This is a genomic window from Nocardia sp. NPDC020380, from assembly GCF_044386975.1.
Classification (GTDB): domain Bacteria; phylum Actinomycetota; class Actinomycetes; order Mycobacteriales; family Mycobacteriaceae; genus Nocardia.
Genome location: NZ_JBIRVQ010000006.1, coordinates 52,788 through 72,293, shown reverse-complemented (window position 1 = coordinate 72,293; position 19,506 = coordinate 52,788). Strand labels below are relative to the sequence as shown.

Below are 19,506 nucleotides of genomic sequence, written 5' to 3'. Positions count from 1 at the left end.
GATCCAATCTTGGTACGGACCCAACTTTAGATCCACCAAACTTTCTATGTCAAACCCAAAAAAAGCGCGACGGCCGCCCGAATGGACGGCCGCCGCGCTGAACAGCGGTTGCGGTGACTCAGCCGGAGACCTTGGCCTCCTCGGCCACCTGATGGGACTTGGAGCCCCAGCCCACATGCGCCTCGGCGCGCATGCGCTCGATCATGTGCGGGTAGTGCAGCTCGAACGCCGGCCGCTCCGAACGCACCCGCGGCAACTCGTAGAAGTTGTGCCGCGGCGGCGGGCAGGAGGTGGCCCATTCGAGGGAGTTGCCGTAACCCCATGGATCGTCGACCGTGACGACCTCGCCGTACCGGTAGGACTTGAAGACGTTCCACACGAACGGCAGCATCGACGCGCCCAGAATGAAGGCGCCGATGGTGGAAATGGTGTTCAGCGTGGTGAATCCGTCGCTCGGCAGGTAGTCGGCGTAGCGGCGCGGCATGCCCTCGTTACCCAGCCAGTGCTGCACCAGGAACGTGGTGTGGAAACCGAGGAAGGTGGTCCAGAAATGCCACTTCCCGAGCCGCTCGTCCAGCATGCGGCCGGTCATCTTCGGGAACCAGAAGTAGATGCCCGCGAAGGTCGCGAACACGATGGTGCCGAACAGCACGTAATGGAAGTGCGCCACCACGAAATACGAGTCCGAGACATGGAAGTCGATGGGCGGCGACGCCAGGATGACGCCCGAGAGCCCACCGAAGAGGAAGGTCACCAGGAAGCCGATCGACCACAGCATGGGCGTCTCGAAAGTGAGCTGCCCCTTCCACATGGTGCCGATCCAGTTGAAGAACTTCACCCCGGTCGGAACCGCGATCAGGAAGGTCATGAACGAGAAGTACGGCAGCAGCACCGATCCCGTCGCGTACATGTGGTGCGCCCACACCGCGATGGACAGCGCCGCGATGGCCATGGTCGCGTAAACCAGTGTGCTGTAACCGAAGATCGGCTTGCGGCTGAAGACCGGGTAGATCTCGGAGACTATCCCGAAGAAGGGCAAGGCGATGATGTACACCTCGGGATGCCCGAAATACCAGAACAGATGCTGATAGAGAATGGCGCCGCCATTGGACGCGTCGTAGATGTGCCCACCCAGATGCCGGTCGTACGCGAGCCCGAACAGGGCCGCGGTGAGGATCGGGAAGGCCAGCAGCACCAGGATGCTGGTGATGGCGATGTTCCAGGTGAAGATCGGCATCCGGAACATGGTCATACCGGGGCAGCGCAAGCAGACCACGGTGGTGAGCATATTGACGCCACCCAGGATGGTGCCCAGGCCGGAGACGGCCAGACCCAGGATCCACAGGTCGCCACCCACACCGGGCGAATGCTGCATATCGGACAGCGGCGTATAGGCGGTCCAGCCGAAGTCGGCGGCGCCACCGGGGGTGAGGAATCCGGCGGTGGCCATGCTGGCGCCGAACAGGTACAGCCAGTAGCTGAAGGCGTTCAGGCGCGGGAACGCGACATCGGGCGCGCCGATCTGCAAGGGCAGCACGATATTGGCGAAGCCGAAGACGATCGCGGTCGCGTAGAACAACAGCATGATCGTGCCGTGCATGGTGAACAGCTGATTGAACTGTTCGGTGGACAGGAACTGCATGCCCGGGCGCGCCAGTTCGGCACGCATCAACAGGGCGAGCAGACCGCCGATGAGAAAGAACGAAGTCGCGGTGGTGATGTACATGATCCCGAGCACTTTCGGGTCGGTCGTCGTCACCAGTTTGTAGACGAATGAGCCCTTGGGACCGAGCCGGGCCGGATAAGGCCGAACGGCCTCCAGACCCGATTCCGGTTTAGGAGCTACGGCAGTCACCACATCCTCCTCGAGGTCTGGTCCGTAGCTGGATTACCTGCTCCGGAACCCGCAATGAACGGCGATCAGCGTACTCACAGCAATTCGATTCTGGCAGAGAACACTCCGACCGGTAGTCAGGACACCGGTTTCAGCTCGGGTGGTTGCCAGAGACCCTCGATGGCATCTGATCTGGGAGCGTACAGGCGCATGGTCAGGGAGAATTTGCCGGAGCCCGGAATCGGCAGCCAATTGCCGCGCGGCACGGCCGGTCCGGGGTCGGCATTCTGCACCGCGATTTCGACCGAGCCATCGGGTCCGGGCACTACCGGAATCTCGTGTCCGACGGCGTAAATGTGTGCCGGATTGGCCACCAGATAACTATCGGCATCGTATGCGGTGACGGACCAGAAGGCGTCCACCGGCGGCAGTTGCCCGGGCGCGAAACGCAACCGGAAGCGGCGCGGCGCGCCATTGTCGTCGGCCACCGCCTGGGTGGTCGGATACAGCGCGTCCCGCGGCAGATTCACGCCGAGGGCGGTGGCGGCGGTGCCGGCGCGGAAGAGGTAGTCGGTGCCGTAGCTGCCGAGGTCGGTGGCGATGCGCCAGCCGTTCACGGTCCGCGCGTCCGGGTTCACATAATCGGCGATGCGCCGGCGGCCCGCCGCGGCCGCGGTGGCCAGGGTCGCGCCCGGGTAGTGGGCCACGGCGCCACCCGGTTCGATTCCTATGGCGGCGAAGCGTTTCAGCGCGGGCGCATCCGCCGGGGCGGGCGCGTCGACGGCCATGAGGGCGCACAGGCGGTCGTAGAAGGTGCGGCCGTCCATGGCCGCGACGTCCTTCCCGGGGCCCGCGCCCAGCGACCGCGCCGGGAGCGGCAGGCCGGGAGTGGGCGCGTGCGGATCGGCGAGCCAGGCGGGCAGCGGCGCGAGGCGCAGTTCCTGCTGGACGGCGTGCACGGCAGGCAGATCCGCCCGGCCGTTGATCTGGATCCGGCCCGTCAGCCAGGCGGTGTGGGTGGGCATGGGCAATCGCGTGACGCCGGCCGGCACCTCGCCGGTCCAGCCGGGGCCGGTGATCAGATAGGTATAGGGCCCTTGCGGATTCGCGGTGCCCGGCCGGGGCGCGCTGGGGTCGTGGACGGTATTGGTCCAGGCGTCCAGCAGTTGCATGAGCCAGTAGCGGCCGCCCGGGACGGACGGCACTTGCAGGATCATGGGTTCGGCGGCCAGGTCCAGCCACGCCATCGAATAGAGCGTGTCGAGATTGAGGCGGACCACCAGGCGGTCGTCGGCGCTCGGCAAGTAATCCGCGTGTTGAAAAATATTGACCGGTCCGGCGGCATCCCTGGTGGCGTGCACCAACAGCAGTGGCAGGCCGAAAATGTATGCGTCGGTGGCGATTGCGATTGCGTCGCGGTCCGCTAAGGTCGTCGGCGTGGAAGTTCCGGGAGGGGCGGACCGGCCGCACGCGGGGAGAGACAACCCGGCGGCGATGGCCAGTCCGAGCATGGCACGTCGATCGAAGGCACGGTCCAGGGCGCTGTCCATGACGCCGGAAACGTATCAAACCGACCGGCCGGAAATAGTTTTGACGCGTAATTCATCCCCAATTCACCCTGCTACATCACGAAATCCTCACAAGCCACGATTCACTATCGGAACCATGAGTCGATCGCTGCGCACCCGCATCACCACCGCCGTTGTGGTCGGCGCTCTCGGCACCCTGCTGGCCGCGGGCGTCGCGACCGCCAACAGCGAGCCCAAGGCCACCATCCAGGGCCACTCCGATCTCACCGCCCGGATCACCGGCGAGAAGGCGAACAATCGCTGTCAGATCGCCGGTAAGGACGTGAGCGGTCCGTGGGGCACCGTCCATTCCGACGGCACCGTCACCCTCACGCTGGGGACAGCCCATTCGAATAGCCGGGATCTGCGGGTCATCTGTGAGGACCCGGCACGCGGCGATGTCAGCATGCATACCGTGCGCACGGACCGGATCACCCACGAAGGCTTCCTGTCGCCCATCCGGAAGATCGTGAACAGCCGCCTCTTCGGGTAGCCGGGCGGCCGGTCCGGCCGTGCCGCCGGCTAGTTCACCCGTGCCGCCGCGACCGCCGCCCGCACCGCGGGCACGGTCTCGGCCGCGAACTGCTGGGTCGCCCATTCGCCCTCCGGATCCACCGGCAGCAGGAATTCGCTGATGCCATGGGCCAGCGCCACATCCGTGAGCTGCGCGGGCGTCATGGTCGGGTCGATCACGTAGGCGCGCCGGATGAGTGCGGGCACCCGGCCCGCATCCCGGGCCCCGGTATCGATCGCCGACATGAGCGCGGCCAGCCGATCCGGCGGCGCGTAGGCGAAGCTGCCGAGCCAGCCGTCGGCCAGTTCACCCGTCAGACGCAGGGCGCGCGGGCCGTACACGCCGAGCCAGACGCCGACCGGATGTGCCGGGGCCGGACCGGCTTTCGTGCCGCGCAGGGAGTAGAACTGCCCCTCGGCGCGCGGGCGTTCGTCCGTACTCCACAGCGCCCGGATGACCGTGATGGCCTCCCGCAGGGCGGTCAGCGCCTGCCCCGGTGTGCGCCGCGGCCCGCCCATGGCCTCGATGGCATCCCAGAAGGCGCCCGCGCCCAGCCCTAGTTCCACCCGGCCGCCGGTGAGCAGATCCAGGCTGGCCACGCTGCGCGCCAGCACGGCGGGCGGGCGCAGCGGCAGATTGGCGACGGCGGGCATGAGGGTGAGATTGCGGGTCATGGCGCCCGCGTAGGACAGCAGGGTCCAGGTGTCGAGGAAGGCCGGCTGATACGGATGATCTTGCACCGCCAGCACTTCCAGGCGGGCCTCGTCGGCCTGGCGGATGAGCCGCAGCAGCGCCGGGCCGCGCGCCGCCTCGGGCGGAACGAAGATCCCGAACCTCAGTTCATGCCCGTAATCGCCCATAGCGAATATCAGGCTACCCACGCTGACCTGCGGCTCCCCCGAGCCCCGCGTCCGCTCGGCGAGTCCATCCGGCCGTGCTCGGCGCCGCCGGAAGATCACGGACCGCCATCCGATCGTGATCAACCGGCGACCTGAATCAATAGTCGTTGCCCGGCAACGGATTACAATCAGAAACAGGGCCGCCCGGGGGTGCGGCCCGGTCTTCCGGCAGCCGGACCGCGCGCGAGACGGTCCGGGGAAGGACGTAACGGTGCACGACAACAACATGCTCGAACTGGCCCGGCGACACCTCCCGAGAGTGGACGGCGACGCCCTGCACCATGCTCGGAATCGATTGGCGGAGACCGGGATAGCCCGGCTCGGCTTCCTGCTCCCCTACCGCGTGAAACGGGCCCTGGCGGCGGAGGCGCTGACCCTGCTCGATCACCATCGGCAGTGGGGCGAGCTGCTGCCCGACGCCGAGCACACCGCCCGGCAGCAGCCGGTGGACCTGTCGCAGCAGGAGGTCGACGCGCACGCGGGCTGCATCCCGCAGCTCTACGACTGTGAACCCTTGCGGGACAGGCTCTCCCTGGTGGCCGCCGAACCCGTGCTGCCCAGCCCGGGGACCGGGCGGTACACGGTCAACCGGCTGCACCACGACGGCACGCCGAGTCAATGGCATTGGGACGATTACGCTTTCACGCTCGTGCTGGTGGTGGAGTGCCCGCCGCTGGCGGACGGCGGCTTCGTGCAGACGGTGGCGCACACCCGCCGGGACTGGGACCACGCCGACATCTATCGGACCTTGACCCGCAACCCTATTCAGTCCTGGGAGCTGAACGCGGGTGATCTCTATCTGATGCGCACCGACACCACGCTGCACCGCGTGCATCCGTTCGTGCACGGGCGGCGCACCAGCGTCAGCATGACCTTCGCCTCGCGGACCGATGTCGAGCGCCGGCAACCCTCGGGCAGCACCGCCGCCTAGATTTGGACGATCGCTCAAGTTATGACGAATCAAGTGCGGTGCTAACCTGATTCATCAGTTAAGGCAGGCGGGGGGCAGCGTCGCCGCACCGTGTCTCTCCGGGCTCGCATGCCCATCGGTACCAGGCGGCTCCCAATGGATCTTCTCAATCCGCTCGACGCTCTTTTTCTGGCCCTCGAATCCCGTGAACATCCCATGCACGTGGGCGGTCTGCAGCTGTTCGAACCGCCCGCCGACGCCGGGCCGGACTTCGTGCACGACCTCTACGAGACCATGGCCGACGCCACCGAGGTGCGCACCCGGTTCCGGCGCCAGCCCCGCCGGCTGCTGGGCGGCTTCTCCAGCATCGCGTGGTCCCATGCCGACAAGGTCGATCTGCACTACCACCTGCGGCGTTCCGCGCTGCCCGCGCCGGGCGGACTGCCCGATCTGCTGGATCTGACCGAGCGGCTGCACGGCATCCTGCTGGACCGGCACCGGCCACTGTGGGAGGCCCGGGTCATCGAGGGCCTCGACGACGGGCGCTTCGCCGTCTACGTGAAGATGCATCACGCTCTCATCGACGGGGTGTCGGCCATGCGGCTGCTGCAGCGCACCCTCACCGACGATCCCTTCGACTCGCGCGTCCGGGTGCCGTGGGGCGCCGCGCCGGTCGTCAAGGATCCGGGCGAACCCGAGAACCCGCTGCAGCAACTGCGCCGGACGCTGCCGCGGATGATCCGCAGCACCGGATCCATCGCCGCGCCGCTGCGCGGGGTGCTCGACGGTCGGCTGACCATGCCGATGACCGCGCCGCGCACCATGTTCAACGTGTCCATCGGCGGCGCCCGCCGGATCGCGGTGCGGTCCTGGCCGCTGGAACGCATCGGCAATATCCGGCAGGCCACCGGCGCGACCGTCAATGACGTGGTGCTCGCCATGAGTGGCGCGGCACTGCGGTCCTACCTGATCGAACACGATGCGCTGCCGGACGAGCCGCTCATCGCCATGGTGCCGGTGAACGTGCGCACGGTCGCCGAGGCCGATACCTCCGAGGGCAACATGGTCGCGGCCTGCCTCGCGAATCTGGCCACCCACCTGGATGATCCGGCCGCCCGGCTGGCCGCCATCAGCACCTCCATGCGGGAGGCCAAGCAGGTCTTCACCCAGCTGCCGAAGCTGGAGGCCATGGCGTTGTCGGCGCTGCTGATGACCCCGCTGGGCGTATCACTGCTGCCGGGCTTCGAAGCCTTGCCGCGCATGCCGTTCAATCTGGTGATCTCGAATGTGCCCGGGCCGCGCAAGCCGGTGTACATGCAGGGTGCGCGGCTGGACGCCAACTACCCGCTCTCGATTCCCTTCGAATCCCAGGCCATGAACATCACCCTCACCACCAACGGGGACAACCTCGATTTCGGCCTGGTCGGCTGCCGCCGCACAGTCCCGGATCTCGACCGCATGATCGACCACTTGGAGAACGGTCTGGCAGAGCTGGAGAAAGCCGTCCTCTGAGAGAGGCGTCCGGCGTGCGGGGTTTCAGGGGCTTGCCCCGGCGCAGGGAGGTGGAGCCGCGAGCTACGAGAGTTGGTCCCTCTACGCTTGACCCGGTGGAGATGGATTGGCCGGAGCTGCGGAAACAGTGCTTGATCACCGAAGACGATGCCGTGCTGGCGCTGAACAAGCCGGCCGGCATCTCGGTGACGGGTGAACGCCACGACACCGACATCGTGGAAATGGCCGCGGCCCAAGGGGAAACGCTCTACCCGGTGCATCGCATCGACAAGGTGACCTCGGGTCTGGTGCTGCTCGCCAAGCAGCTGCCCGCGCACGGTGAACTCACCCGGCAGTTCAACAAGCGCACGGTCGGCAAGGCGTACCTGGCCGTCACCGAATCCACCGGGCTGCCCGACCGTGGCGTCATCGATCTCCCGTTGAGCGTCGGCCGCAAGAACCGCGTGCGCATTGCCGCCCCGCGCGAGAGCATCCGCCGCGACGGCGACACCTGGCGAGTGGCCGAACAAGATCTGTTGGCGGGCAAGAACTATCCGTCCGTCACCGAATTCGCGACCCTCGCCCGCACCGATTCGCACACCGTCCTCGCCCTGCGCCCGATCACCGGCCGCCGCCACCAGATTCGCGTGCACCTGGCCTGGATCGGCCACCCCATCGTCGGCGATCCGCTCTTCGACCGGACCGGCACACACCAGCGCACCCACCTGCATTCGTGGCGGCTGCGCCTGGACGCGTCGTGGCGGGATTCGGGCGTGCTCGAGCTCGAGGCGGACCCTGACCCGGACTTCTGGCAGGTCGGCGGGATATCGGTGGTGGACAATCCCGTCGAGTTCGCGGCCCGGCTCGGTCTGGACTGACGGAGCGGAGGAGGGAAGACCGAGCATCCGGCTCCATAAACCTGCGCCTTGGCCGCGAACACGCCCGGAGCGAAGCGCAGGGCTGATAGAACACAGCTATATTCGGTGGCGAGTCTCACTGAGGTCGCATCAGGGCAGGTCATTTAGCCTGTGAAGAGTGCCTTCGCTGCTGCGGGCACGTTCGGGCGCAATGATGCGGCCCTTCACAGAAAGCGAACGCCGATGGTTCTGGTGGCCCAGCTCAGTGACACTCACTTCAACATGAGCGCGCGCAACAGCGAACGCACCGAGCGGGTGATGGCCTTTCTGGCCGACCTTCCGCAGCGACCGGACGCCATCCTCGTCACCGGCGATATCGCCGATGAGGGCGATATCGAGGAGTACCAGCAGGCGCGCGCCGCCCTGATCGCCGACCTGCCCGTGGTGATCCTGCCCGGCAACCACGACGACCGCGCCAATATGCGCGCCGTGCTGTTCGGCCAAGAGGCCGGCTACGGACCCATCAATCAGTCACTGCGCCTGGACGGCGTCACCCTGGCCCTGCTGGACTCCAGCATTCCCGGCAAGCCGGAAGGCCTGCTGGACGACGAGACCTACGCGTTCCTCACCGACCTGCTGGCCGCCACCCCGGATGACGATGTGGTGCTGGTGGCCATGCACCATCCGCCGCTACCGGTGCAGTCGACCGTGGTCGACCCCATCCGGCTCACCAATCCGGAACGGCTGGCGCAGATCGTGGCGGGCGACGATCGGATCGCCGCGGTGCTCACCGGGCATGTGCACTCCGGGCTGATGACGCAGTTCGCGGGCAAGCCGCTGATCGTCGCGCCGAGCGTGTCCTCCACCATCGGCTGCGAATGGGAAACGGCCGCACCGGGTCACGTGCCGATCGACTTCGCGCCGGATCCGTCGCTGGTGTTCCATTCGATCACCGACGGCCGGCTGCTGTCCGCGTTCCGGCCCATCGCCATGGGCGGCTGGCTCGGCGAACCCCGCGAATAGCTCAGCGGATGACGGCGGTGACCGCGCCGCGGCGGTAGGCCGACGGGGTGGTGCCGGTCCAGCGTTTGAAGGCGTGGATGAACGTGGACGCCTCCGCGTACCCGAGCCGGATCGCGACATCGCTGACCGACAGCGGTGTGGCCGTGAGCATTTCCTCCGCCAGCGCCCGCCGCACCTCGTCGAGCAGTTGCCGGTAGCTGGTGCCGGCGGCGTCCAGGTGCCGGCGCAGCGTGCGGGTGCTCATATTGAGATCCTTTGCCACCGCGTCGATTCCGGGCGGGGCGGCGAAACCGTCCACGCCGCCGCGGGGCACCAGGCGTTCCCGCACCTCGGCGGCGATGCCGGTGCGGGCGCGGCGGCGTGACACCAGTTCCCGGCACTGCGCCAGGCACATGGCCCAGGTGTGCTCGTTGGCCTGCGGCAGCGGTTTGTCCAGCACCTCCGGGTCGAGCACGAACAGATTGTGCGGCTGCTCGAAATCCGGTCGCAGCCCGTAGATCTCGGTGTAGAGGTCGAGGCGCTCCGGGGTGCGGAAATCGAATTCGGCGCGCACCAGGTCCACCCGGTGCCCGACCAGATCGCAGAGCATCTGGTACATGGCGGTGACATCGCGTTCCACCAGGAAGCGCCGCACATCGGCGGGGATGCGCTCGTCGTGGATGCGGGCCACGAACTCGCCCGGCTGCCAGCGCGCCACCGGGATGCAGAAGGTGAAGCTGAGTTCCAGGTAGCGCAGCGCGAAGGTGATGGCCTCCCCGAGCGTTGGGCTGCTGACGCAGGCGAACCCGAAGATGCCGAAGGTGGTGATGCGGTAGCGCCGCCCCACCTCGAGTCCCAGTTCCGGCCGATGGCCCAGTTCCCGCACCAGATTGCGGATGACGGCCAGTTCGGTGTGGGCGTCGATCTGCGCGTCCGGATCGGCGAGGGCCTGCTCGCTCAGCCCGCTGCCCTGCAGTATGCGGGCCGCCGGTACGCCGTGTTCGCGGGCGAATCCGACCATGAGCGCGACACTCGCGACCCCGCGCGGGAAATCCCAGTCCCGGATCCCCGCCTCCTGCACCGTGCTCATACACGGATTATGGCCGAAATTCTCGATCAGGTCGCCCACCAAATCGGGCGCTCACTTCTAGGCTGAGATGAGTCTTCGACGTAGAGGAGCACCACATGCCGTCGATCATCATCATCGGCGCGGGCTTCGGCGGACTCGGCATGGCGATCGAGCTGCAGCGCAATGGTTTCCGCGAGTTCACCATTCTGGAAAAGGCCGCCGACCTGGGCGGAGTGTGGCGGGAGAACACCTATCCGGGCGCCGCCTGCGATGTGCCGTCCCCGCTGTACTCGTTCTCGCACGAGCCCAAACCCAAGTGGCGGCAGCGGTATTCGACGGGCCCGGACATCCGCGAGTACATGCGCGAGGTGACCGAGCGCAACGGCCTCTACGACCGCATCGTGTTCGGGGCCGAGGTCACCGAGGCCGAATTCGTCGCCGGCCCCGGACCGGACGGCGGGCGCTGGGTGGTGCGCACCGCGGACGACGGAACCCGCACCGCCGACATCCTGATCTCCGCGGTGGGGCAGCTGTCGCGGCCCGCCATGCCCGCGATCCCCGGGGTGGAGACCTTCGCCGGGCCGTCCTTCCACTCCGCGCGCTGGGACCACGGCGTGCCATTGGCCGGGAAGCGGGTGGCCTGCATCGGCACCGGGGCCAGCGCCATCCAATACGTGCCGGAGATCCAGCCGGAGGTCGCGCGGCTGACCCTGTTCCAGCGCACGGCCGCCTGGGTGCTGCCCAAATTCGATACCGACTACAAGCCGGTGCATCAGCGCATTCTCATCGAGATCCCGGGAATGCCGCTGGCGGAACGGCTCTCGTGGTGGTCGATCGCGGAGTTCGTGGCACTGGGCCTGGTGGAGTTCCCCGGCATCGTGCGCATGGTCTCGCGGATCGCGGAGAAGCATCTCGAGGAGCAGGTCACCGATCCGGAACTGCGCGCGAAACTGACGCCCGACTATCCGATCGGGTGCAAGCGCGGGCTGTTCTCCAGCGATTACTATCCGGCGCTCACCCAGCCGAACGTGACCGTGGAGACCACGCCCATCAGCGAGATCGTGCCCGAGGGCGTGCGCACCGCCGACGGCGTCCTGCACGAGGCGGACGTGATCATCTACGGCACCGGGTTCAAGGGCACGGAGTTCCTGTGGCCCATGAAGATTCGCGGGCGCGGCGGCGCGAACCTCTCCGATGTGTGGGACGACGGCGCGCACGCGTACCTCGGCATCACGGTGCCGGAGTTCCCGAACCTGTTCCTGGTGTACGGCCCGAACACGAATCTCGGTGTGGGGTCGATCATTTACATGATCGAATCGCAGGCCCGCTACATCCGCCGCGCGGTGCAACTGCTGGCCGAGCATCCCGGGCAGTGCCTGGAGGTGAAGCCGGAAGTGGAGCGCGAATTCAATACCGCGCTCCAATCACGACTCGCGCGTACGCCGTGGAACTTCTGCACGAGTTGGTATCGGACCGCCTCGGGCCGCATCACCAACAATTGGCCCGGGACTACCCGCAGCTACCGCCGTCGCACCCGGCATGTGCAGACCGCGGACTACCGGTTGACCTCCCCGTAATCGCCTGGCTACCAGGATAGTTCGGCGCTCTACCACGATAGTTCGGCACAGTGCCGAGCCGATTCGACATCCTCCACTTGCAAGGTCGCATGCTCGATCCGGAAGTCCTCGGCCAGCACCCGCTGGGTCGCGCGCAACACCTCGTCGCCGACGCGCCCGGGATTCACCGCGATGTGCGCCGAGGCCACCTCCATGCCCGAGGTCAGCGTCCACACATGCAGATCGTGCACATCGGCCACGCCCGGCACCGCCTGCAGCGCCTTCGCCACCCGCTCCACATCGAGCCCTTCCGGGCTGTGCTGGAACAGGATTCGCAGGGACCGCCGGGCCAGCAGCCAGGTGCGCGGCAGCACCCAGAACCCGATGGCCACACCGATGATCATGTCCGCGTACCGCCAGCCGGTGGTGAGCGTGATGGCCGCGGACAGCAACACGCCGATCGAGCCGATGAGATCGGCGAACACCTCCAGATACGCGCCGCGCACATTGAGGCTCTCCTGTGCGCCCGTCCGCAGCAGCAGGAACGACACGATATTCGCGGCCAGCCCGAGCGCACCCACCACCAGCACCGGCACCCCGGGCACCTCCGGCGGTTCACCGATGCGGCGGATGGCCTCGTAGAGCACGTAGATCGCGACGGCGAACAGCAGTACCGCGTTCGCGAGCGCCGCCAGCACCTCGGCCCGGTAGTAGCCGAAGGTGCGCGTATAGGTGGGTTTGCTGCGCTTGGCCAGCAGAATCGCGGACAGCGCCATGGCGATTCCGACCACATCGGTGAGCATGTGCGCCGCATCCGACAGCAGGGCCAGTGAATCGGTGATCGCCGCCACCGCGAACTCGACCACCATGAACACCAGGGCGATGCCCAGCGCCAGGGTCAGCCTGCTCAGATACTTGCCCGACGCGCTCTCCGGCGCGACGGCGTGCGTGTGTTCGTGTCCCAAAGTCCGGCCTGCTTCCGCTCGCGAGTATGAGATGCCGAAGGCAAGATCCTGTGGAGATGTTGAGAGGTCACCCTGGGGACCCCCTCGGACACGGCAGACTGGAATGCGTGACCGATTCGTCCCAGGCCCACGGGGCCGCGCCCACCCGGCTCGGCGTGCTCGCCGCCGGTGCTCCGGCGCCCGGCCTTCCGCACGGCCCACTGCGTCCCATCGAATTCGCGACCGCGGCGGTGCTCGGCGGTGCGACGGTCGGGCTGGTGACGGTCGGGTCGCTGGTGCCGTTCGCCGCGGCGCTGCAACTGGTGGCGGCGGTGCCCATGGGCCTGCTGTCGCATCGGCATCGGTTCCGGGTGCTGCTCGGCACCACCATCGCCGCGACGCTGGTCACCTTCGTGGCCGCCGGGCTGGTGCCCGCCACCAACCTGATCGGGGTGGCGGTGGTCGGCGGCATCATCGGCACGGTCAAGCGCCGGCACGGCGGTCTGCTCGCGGTGCTGGGGCTGTCCACGCTGGCCGGGCTGACGATGGCTTCGTTCTCCGTCGGGCTGCTGCTGCTCTTCTCCGGGTCACGCCAACTGCTGTTCGACAGTATCCGCAACTCCGCGCAGGGCGTGGAAAATCTGGCGGCGCGCCAGCGGCAGCTGGAACCGCTGGGCCGGGCCGTCGCGAATCTGACCGGGGACGTACTGCATTGGTGGTGGGCGTTCATGGGCGGCGGCATCGTCGCCGCCATGATGGTCAGCGGCGTGTTCTCCTGGTTCGTGCTGGGCTCGGTGCTGGACCGGCTGGCCTGGCTGCCCGGCCGCGACGATCTGCTCGACGGGCCCGCCGACGACCGCGCGGTGGCGCCGCTGCCGGTCACCTTGCGCGGGGTCACCTTCCGTTATCCGGGCGCCCGCACCGACGCGCTACACGGCATCGACATGACTGTGCGGGTCGGCGAATTCGTGGCCGTGGTCGGGCACAACGGATCCGGGAAGTCCACGCTCACCAGGATTCTCGCGGGCCGATCGCCGAGCACGGGCACGGTCACCCGGCCCGGCTCCGCGGGGCTGGGCGTGCTCGGCGGCACCGCGATGGTGTTGCAGCGCCCCGAAAGTCAGACCCTGGGCGTGCTGGTGGCCGACGACGTGGTGTGGGGCCTGCCCACCGAGATCGCCGCCGAGGTGGATATCGAGGGACTGCTGGGCGAGGTCGGGCTGGCGGGCATGGGCCGGCGCGAGACCGCCACCCTGTCCGGCGGGCAGCAGCAGCGGCTCGCGGTCGCGGCGGCGCTGGCCCGGCGGCCCACCCTGCTCATCGCCGACGAGGCCACCTCCATGATCGATCCGGCGGGCCGCCGGGATCTCGTTGCGCTGCTGGCGGATCTGCCGCGCCGGCACCCCATGGCCGTGATCCTGGTGACCCACCACGAGGCCGACGCGGCCGCCGCCGACCGGGTGGTGCACCTGCGCGACGGCCGATCCGTCGACCATCTGCCCGCCTGGCCGCGCCCGGTGCGCGATACCCGGCGCCGGCCCATGGGCGAACCCGTGCTCGAATTGCGCGGCGTCCGGCACACCTACAATCGCGGCACGCCGTGGGAGGCGCCCGCGCTGCACGGCATCGACCTGAGCGTGCGCCGCGGCGAGGCGCTGCTCATCGTGGGCGGCAACGGTTCCGGCAAGTCCACGCTGGCCTGGATCATGGCCGGCCTCACGGTGCCCAGCGAAGGCAGCTGCGAACTGGTCGAATCGAACGGCGCGCATCCGGTCTACAAGCGAATCGGCAAGGTGCAGCTGGCCTTCCAGCATTCGCGGCTGCAGTTGCAGCGCCAGGACGTAGGCACCGAGATCGAGGACTGGGGCGGGCGGGGCTCCGCCGCGGTCGCGCGGGCGCTGGACGCCGTGGGCCTGGACCGGGCCCTGGCCTCGCACTCCGTCGAGGAACTCAGTGGCGGGCAAGCCAAACGCGTGGTGCTGGCGGCCATCGTGGCCAGCCGGCCGCAGGTGGTGGTGCTGGACGAGCCGCTCGCCGGGCTGGATCCGGAGGGCCGCGCGGGCGTGGTGGAACTGCTGGCGCGGCTGCGGGATTCCGGGCTCACCCTGATCGTCATCTCGCACGATGTCGCCGATATGGCCGCCGTCTGCGATCGGACCGTCCATCTACGAGACGGCCACATAGTCGAAAAAGATTCCACGGCACCGGCTTTCGCGACGCAGGGCCACGATGTCACCGGAGGCGCCCGATGAGCGGCATCGTGCTGCGCGAGGTTCCCGTCGAGAGCCCCGTGCACCGGCTGTGGGCCGGCACCAAGATGATCAGCGCCTTCGCGATCAGCGTGCTGCTCATGTTCCAGCCGTCCTGGTGGCTCCTGGGATTCAGCGTCGCCTTCCTGGTGGCGGTGTGGATCGTGGCCAGGTTGCCGCTGGGCACGCTGCCGCGCTTCCCGTGGTGGCTGTGGGTCGGCATCGCCATCGGCGGGGCCATCAATGTGCCGGTGGGCGGTGCCGCCGTGCTGCGGTACGTGCAGGTGGTGCTGTTCGGGTTCGTGCTGCTGGGCGCCTCTTTCCTGATCGCCTGGACGACGCCGCTCGGCGAGGTGGCGCCCGCGCTGGCCAAATTGGGTGCGCCGCTGAAGAAGATCGGCTGGACGCGGCGCGGGGTGCGGCATTCGGTTCCGGTGGACGAGTGGGCCGTGGTGGTGGCGCTCATGCTGCGCGGCCTGCCGCTGCTGCTGGAGGAGATGCGGGTGCTGCGGGCGGCACGCAAACTGCGGCCGAAGGATTCGCTGCTGCATCGCGCATCCGAGAACCCCCTCGTCGACATCCTCACGGCGAGTATGGCGGTATCCAGCCGGCGCGCGGGTGAACTCGGCGAGGCGATCACCACGCGTGGCGGAACCGGTGAATTGACGGCCCGGCCGAGCGCGCCGGGGCGGCGGGATGTGATCGCATTGCTGCTGGTAGCGCTGGTATGCGTGGCGGGCGCCGGAATCGACCTGCTGTTTTGATCGAGACTCGAGCCGAAAATTATTCGCGGTGTCGGTGGATCGCGCTACCGTAACTAGCTGTAACGCGTTATCGCATCATCGGCTCGGCCCGAGGTGCACAGGGAGGGAATTTACGCGCGGGCCGGGCGTTGCCCCGAGAACCTGATGAAGATTGGAACACCTCATGATGCTGCGCAAATTCACCGCTGTCGCCGCACCCGTCGTCACGGCCGTCGCCATTGCCGGAGCCGGTGTGGCGCACGCTGATACCAACGCACCGAACATCGGTTACCAGACCAATCTGGTCGGCAACAGCGTGGTGACGACTCTGACCAACGGCTCGTTCGAGCTGGCCGGTACCACGGTGAACATCAAGGACACGGCCGGTAACACGGTCGTGAGCCTGCCGGCGTCCTTCCAGGAGGGTGGCCTGGAATACCCGCTCCCCGCGAACATCTCCAACGACGGCCGGACGCTGAGCCTGACCGCCGTCAAGGACGCGGCCGCGGCCCGCCCGGTCGCCCTGCGCGATGTGGCCTCGCCCATGGAGAACGAGCACGCGCTGGACGCCTTCGGCACCCAGTTCGGAATCGCCACCGCCGTCGGCAGTTTCGTCGGCCTGGCCATCGGCTTCGGCATCGGCCTGCTCGGCTTCGCGGGCGGCGCCTTCGGTTTCGCGACGGTACCGGTCGCCGCCGGTGTCGGCGCCATCATCGGCACCATCGTGGCGGGCGGCCCCGCCCTGCTGATCGCCGGTATCAACCTCATCAACACGCTGAACGCCGCACCGGGCACCACCCAGTGGGCCAACGGCGGCAAGTGATCCCGGTCTCCGGGTCCTGAACCCCGGGTGCACCGTGCTGTCTCAGCGCACGGTGCACCCGGGAACCACGGGCCGCCCGGCGAACCGGTCGGCCAGGAAATTCATTGCGCCCCAGGACTCCACGATGGCGGCGGGATTATGGCCCGCCACCGTCGAATGGATGGCGGTCAGATTCGCGCCCAGGGCGCAGTAGCGGTCCACCAGGGCGCTGAAGCCCGCCACGGGGACCACATCGTCGGCATTGCTGTGGTACAGGTACAGCGGCACATCGGGGGCCCGGCCGCCCAGCTCCTGCCGCCCGGCGGCGCGCTCGAATGCGGGCTGCCCCAGCAGATCCGGGGTATCCGAATACTGGTCCACGTGCCGGAACAGGTGATGCACCACCAGATCGCCGCCGCACGCGGTGGCCTCCTGCGTCATCAGCGCGCGGCCCTGATCGTTGAGCGTCGCCGCCAGGCCGGAGCCGGGATCGTCACGCGCCAGGGCGATCAGGATGAGCACCGCCAGCCCGGCCTGATAGCCGCCGTCCACCCCGCGCGCGATGGCCGGAATGTTCGCGGGCACACCACCCGAGGTGACCCCGGCGAACATGAGATCGGGCGCGTAGCTCGCGCGCAGCTGCATGGCCCACAGGGTGGCGAAGGCCCCACCGGAATAGCCGAAGGCTCCGAGCGGACTGTCCGCGGTGATAGCCAGTGGCACAAAGGATTTGGCGGCGCGCACGCCGTCGAGCACCGCGCGGCCGGAGTTCACGCCGTCGAAGAACCGGGATTGCGGGCCCTCGTAGTCGGAGACCACCACCGCCCAGCCGCGGCGCATGGCCTCGGCCAGGAAGGGCACGTCCAGCACGGTGTTCACGATGGAGAAATCGCGGCCACCACGCAGCGCGAAAGACGGTGCGCAGCGGGTGCCGAGACTGTCCTCGGCGATCTGATACGAGAGCAGCGGCCGCCCGCCCGGCGCGAGCCACGGGGTCGCCGGGACCATGACGGTGGCCATATCGGCGATGGCCGCGCCCGCGGAATCAGTGGTGCGGTACTGCAGTTGCCAGCCCAGGACCGGTAATGGCAAGCCCAGCACCGAGATCGGGCGGGAGTCCAGTACCGCGCCGGCGGGGTCGCCGTCCAGTCCCGCGGGGGCGGCGTAGAACGGGTCGTCGTCCGGGTACGGCATATCGGCCCGGGCGCCCGGCGCCACCACGAGGGCCGCGAGCAGCAGCACCGCCCCGATCATTGCTGCGCGCCAACAAGATCGAGTCCAGGCACCCACCCGCCGCATACCCGCCTCCAGCGTCGTATCGACCGACGCTCCAGGTATGAAACGGATTCGCTGCCGCGCCGACTCGATCTCCAGCGCATCGGAGCTCTCAAATTAACTCGGCCGTCGCGCAAGGTCAACGTTCGCCCGCGCGTCGCGGCAACCTGAGTGTTGACAGGCTAACGGCATTAGCCATACAGTTGAGCTAACAACGTTAGCCGCAGCTCGAAGCCTCGGAGACACCGATGACCACGTTCACCGCCACCCCCTCGGCCACCACCTCGCACCGCCTCCCGGCCGGCCTGCGCACGAAGGAGGGCTTCCTCCGTGACTGAGTCCACGGAAACACTCACCGAGCGGCAGCGGCAGATCGCCACTGCCGCTCGGGCATTGCTGGACCGGCAGGGACCGGCCGCGCTGACCATGCGCACTGTCGCGGAGGCGCTGGGGATCAAGGCGCCGTCGCTCTACAAGCATGTGCCGGACAAGACGGCGCTCGAAAACCTCGTCGTCATCGATGGATTCACCGAGATCGCGGTGGCCCTGGAAGCGGCCGCGCCGCACGGCCTCCCCGGTATCGCGCGGGCCTATCGCGACTGGGCGCTGGCCCACCCGCACCTGTATCGGCTGATGAACTACCGCCCGCTGCAACGGGATCTGCTGCCCGCCGGTCTGGAGGAGCGCACCGCCCGGCCGCTGGCGGCGGCGGTCGGCTACGACGCGGATCGGGCGCGGGCGCTGTGGGCGTTCGCGCACGGCATGGTGAGTCTCGAGATCGACGGCCGATTTCCGGACACCGCCGATCTGGATGCGGCCTGGCGCGCGGGGATAGGCGAATTCACGGCCGAATGAGGGCGGCCGCGAACATACGGGTGACGCGGTCGGTGAGTTCGTCTGTGGCCAGGCCCATTTGAGCGACGCGCTTACCGAGCTTGCCGTCGAGGATGAGCGAGGCCAGGCCGTGGCCGAGACTCCAGTACATGAGCGCGAGGGCATCCGCGTCACCGGACGGGAGGACGCCGGCGCGCACCGCCTCCTGGACCGTCTCCTCCAGTGCGGCGAAAGCGTCGTCGCCGGCGTCGGGTTCGTCGCCGTCCGCGGCGACGTGTTTACCGGACTCGACCAGTTCGGGGCGGAACATGAGCCGGAAGTACGACGGATTGCCCACGGCGAACCGCACATAGGCCGCACCCATGCAGGCCAGCGCGTCGGCCGGGCCGGCGGCCGCGGCGCGGGCCGCCTGGATCTCGTCGCGCATGAGCTCGAAACCGCGGGCGCGCAGGGCGGAGAGCAGGGCGGCGCGGTCGGCGAAGTGGTGATAGGGGGCGCCGGGGCTGACGCCGGCCTCGCGGGCGACCCGGCGCAGGCTGACCGCCGCGACTTCGCCACCGTGGACGTGCGGGACGTCGCACTCGCGCATCGGCTCGCCATGGAGACGCCCGAGGCCGCCGGCAACCGGTACATCGCTGCGGGAGAACAGATCTCGTTCCCGGAGATCGCCCGCATCCTCGCCATCCGGTACCGGGTGCCCACCCGCGTGCTGCCGGACTGGCTGGTGCGCCTGGCCGCGCGCTTCGATGCCACCGCCCGCACCGCCACGCAATACCTCGGCCGCGCGGAGCATGTCTCCGCCGCCAAAGCCGGGCGGGAACTCGGCTGGACGCAGCGGCCCGTCGAGGAGACGCTCTTCGACACCGCGGAGAGCCTGATCCGCTTCGGGCTCGCGAATCCGGTCCGCATCGCCGGTCCGGCCCGCGGCAGCGCCGCCTGAATCCAGGCCAGCAATCCCT

18 protein-coding genes are annotated in these 19,506 nt (G+C 68.4%); 11 read left to right on the top strand and 7 right to left on the bottom strand.

Annotated features, from left to right (window positions below; genetic code table 11):
- Positions 1-118: 118 nt before the first annotated feature.
- Positions 119-1,855 (bottom strand): cytochrome c oxidase subunit I, encoded by a 1,737-nt coding sequence (gene ctaD, locus ACH438_RS17210; protein ID WP_397006177.1) that lies wholly within the window; start codon positions 1,853-1,855, stop codon positions 119-121.
- 116 nt (positions 1,856-1,971) lie between these two features.
- Complete coding sequence (locus ACH438_RS17205) at positions 1,972-3,384, bottom strand: DUF1254 domain-containing protein (protein WP_397006175.1); 1,413 nt, start codon at positions 3,382-3,384, stop codon at positions 1,972-1,974.
- Between the two features lie 115 nt (positions 3,385-3,499).
- Between ACH438_RS17205 and ACH438_RS17200 the strand changes: the two genes are divergently transcribed.
- Complete coding sequence (locus ACH438_RS17200) at positions 3,500-3,895, top strand: hypothetical protein (RefSeq protein ID WP_397006173.1); 396 nt, start codon at positions 3,500-3,502, stop codon at positions 3,893-3,895.
- A 29-nt stretch (positions 3,896-3,924) separates the two neighbouring features.
- On the opposite strand, the gene ACH438_RS17195 is transcribed toward ACH438_RS17200, so the two are convergent.
- Positions 3,925-4,797 carry an LLM class flavin-dependent oxidoreductase gene (locus ACH438_RS17195; RefSeq protein ID WP_397006171.1) on the bottom strand — a complete coding sequence of 291 codons (873 nt, stop codon included), beginning with the start codon at positions 4,795-4,797 and terminating at the stop codon, positions 3,925-3,927.
- A gap of 229 nt (positions 4,798-5,026) precedes the next feature.
- Here ACH438_RS17195 and ACH438_RS17190 point away from each other — a divergent pair, with 229 nt between their 5' ends.
- The 4 genes from ACH438_RS17190 to ACH438_RS17175 all read left to right on the top strand — a co-directional run bounded on the left by ACH438_RS17190 (position 5,027) and on the right by ACH438_RS17175 (position 9,096).
- Positions 5,027-5,746, top strand: a complete 720-nt coding sequence (locus ACH438_RS17190) for a hypothetical protein (RefSeq protein ID WP_397006169.1) — start codon at positions 5,027-5,029, stop codon at positions 5,744-5,746.
- Between the two features lie 135 nt (positions 5,747-5,881).
- Positions 5,882-7,237 carry a wax ester/triacylglycerol synthase family O-acyltransferase gene (locus ACH438_RS17185; protein ID WP_397006167.1) on the top strand — a complete coding sequence of 452 codons (1,356 nt, stop codon included), beginning with the start codon at positions 5,882-5,884 and terminating at the stop codon, positions 7,235-7,237.
- Positions 7,238-7,338: 101 nt separating this feature from the next.
- Positions 7,339-8,094: an RluA family pseudouridine synthase gene (locus tag ACH438_RS17180; RefSeq protein ID WP_397007123.1), complete on the top strand. Its 756-nt coding sequence runs from the start codon at positions 7,339-7,341 to the stop codon at positions 8,092-8,094.
- 222 nt (positions 8,095-8,316) lie between these two features.
- Positions 8,317-9,096, top strand: a complete 780-nt coding sequence (locus tag ACH438_RS17175; RefSeq protein WP_397006165.1) for a metallophosphoesterase — start codon at positions 8,317-8,319, stop codon at positions 9,094-9,096.
- Between the two features lies 1 nt (position 9,097).
- Here ACH438_RS17175 and ACH438_RS17170 read toward each other — a convergent pair whose 3' ends face one another.
- Positions 9,098-10,165 (bottom strand): AraC family transcriptional regulator, encoded by a 1,068-nt coding sequence (locus ACH438_RS17170; protein ID WP_397006163.1) that lies wholly within the window; start codon positions 10,163-10,165, stop codon positions 9,098-9,100.
- Between the two features lie 95 nt (positions 10,166-10,260).
- Here ACH438_RS17170 and ACH438_RS17165 point away from each other — a divergent pair, with 95 nt between their 5' ends.
- Positions 10,261-11,721, top strand: coding sequence for a flavin-containing monooxygenase (locus ACH438_RS17165; RefSeq protein ID WP_397006161.1), 1,461 nt, complete (start codon positions 10,261-10,263; stop codon positions 11,719-11,721).
- A gap of 29 nt (positions 11,722-11,750) precedes the next feature.
- Here ACH438_RS17165 and ACH438_RS17160 read toward each other — a convergent pair whose 3' ends face one another.
- Positions 11,751-12,665 (bottom strand): cation diffusion facilitator family transporter, encoded by a 915-nt coding sequence (locus tag ACH438_RS17160; RefSeq protein WP_397006159.1) that lies wholly within the window; start codon positions 12,663-12,665, stop codon positions 11,751-11,753.
- Between the two features lie 155 nt (positions 12,666-12,820).
- Between ACH438_RS17160 and ACH438_RS17155 the strand changes: the two genes are divergently transcribed.
- From ACH438_RS17155 to ACH438_RS17145, 3 genes are all read left to right on the top strand, one after another.
- On the top strand, positions 12,821-14,896 hold the full coding sequence (locus ACH438_RS17155) for an ABC transporter ATP-binding protein (protein ID WP_397007121.1): 2,076 nt from the start codon (positions 12,821-12,823) through the stop codon (positions 14,894-14,896).
- A complete protein-coding gene (locus ACH438_RS17150) occupies positions 14,893-15,657 on the top strand; it encodes an energy-coupling factor transporter transmembrane component T family protein (RefSeq protein ID WP_397006157.1) in 765 nt (254 codons plus the stop codon). Before ACH438_RS17155 ends, ACH438_RS17150 begins: the two co-directional genes overlap by 4 nt.
- A 163-nt stretch (positions 15,658-15,820) precedes the next feature.
- A complete protein-coding gene (locus ACH438_RS17145; RefSeq protein WP_397006155.1) occupies positions 15,821-16,459 on the top strand; it encodes an ammonium transporter in 639 nt (212 codons plus the stop codon).
- Between the two features lie 42 nt (positions 16,460-16,501).
- On the opposite strand, the gene ACH438_RS17140 is transcribed toward ACH438_RS17145, so the two are convergent.
- Positions 16,502-17,692, bottom strand: coding sequence for a lipase family protein (locus tag ACH438_RS17140; protein ID WP_397006153.1), 1,191 nt, complete (start codon positions 17,690-17,692; stop codon positions 16,502-16,504).
- A 351-nt stretch (positions 17,693-18,043) separates the two neighbouring features.
- Between ACH438_RS17140 and ACH438_RS17135 the strand changes: the two genes are divergently transcribed.
- Positions 18,044-18,568, top strand: a complete 525-nt coding sequence (locus tag ACH438_RS17135; protein WP_397006151.1) for a TetR/AcrR family transcriptional regulator — start codon at positions 18,044-18,046, stop codon at positions 18,566-18,568.
- Here the strand turns inward: ACH438_RS17135 and ACH438_RS17130 are convergent.
- Positions 18,555-19,136, bottom strand: coding sequence for a TetR/AcrR family transcriptional regulator (locus ACH438_RS17130; protein ID WP_397006149.1), 582 nt, complete (start codon positions 19,134-19,136; stop codon positions 18,555-18,557). The two genes, ACH438_RS17135 and ACH438_RS17130, sit on opposite strands and share 14 nt — an antisense overlap.
- On the opposite strand from ACH438_RS17130, the gene ACH438_RS17125 reads away from it, so the two are divergent.
- Positions 19,107-19,487, top strand: a complete 381-nt coding sequence (locus ACH438_RS17125; RefSeq protein ID WP_397006147.1) for a hypothetical protein — start codon at positions 19,107-19,109, stop codon at positions 19,485-19,487. The two genes, ACH438_RS17130 and ACH438_RS17125, sit on opposite strands and share 30 nt — an antisense overlap.
- Positions 19,488-19,506 lie beyond the last annotated feature (19 nt).

Bases quoted from the DNA above. Each gene is read 5' to 3' on its own strand.
- ACH438_RS17130 (WP_397006149.1), bottom strand. From the start codon at position 19,136: ATGCGCGAGTGCGACGTCCCGCACGTCCACGGTGGCGAAGTCGCGGCG.
- ACH438_RS17170 (WP_397006163.1), bottom strand. From the start codon at position 10,165: ATGAGCACGGTGCAGGAGGCGGGGATCCGGGACTGGGATTTCCCGCGC.
- ACH438_RS17140 (WP_397006153.1), bottom strand. From the start codon at position 17,692: ATGATCGGGGCGGTGCTGCTGCTCGCGGCCCTCGTGGTGGCGCCGGGC.
- ACH438_RS17200 (WP_397006173.1), top strand. From the start codon at position 3,500: ATGAGTCGATCGCTGCGCACCCGCATCACCACCGCCGTTGTGGTCGGC.
- ACH438_RS17185 (WP_397006167.1), top strand. From the start codon at position 5,882: ATGGATCTTCTCAATCCGCTCGACGCTCTTTTTCTGGCCCTCGAATCC.
- ACH438_RS17145 (WP_397006155.1), top strand. From the start codon at position 15,821: ATGATGCTGCGCAAATTCACCGCTGTCGCCGCACCCGTCGTCACGGCC.
- ACH438_RS17175 (WP_397006165.1), top strand. From the start codon at position 8,317: ATGGTTCTGGTGGCCCAGCTCAGTGACACTCACTTCAACATGAGCGCG.
- ACH438_RS17205 (WP_397006175.1), bottom strand. From the start codon at position 3,384: ATGGACAGCGCCCTGGACCGTGCCTTCGATCGACGTGCCATGCTCGGA.
- ACH438_RS17165 (WP_397006161.1), top strand. From the start codon at position 10,261: ATGCCGTCGATCATCATCATCGGCGCGGGCTTCGGCGGACTCGGCATG.
- ACH438_RS17150 (WP_397006157.1), top strand. From the start codon at position 14,893: ATGAGCGGCATCGTGCTGCGCGAGGTTCCCGTCGAGAGCCCCGTGCAC.
- ACH438_RS17180 (WP_397007123.1), top strand. From the start codon at position 7,339: ATGGATTGGCCGGAGCTGCGGAAACAGTGCTTGATCACCGAAGACGAT.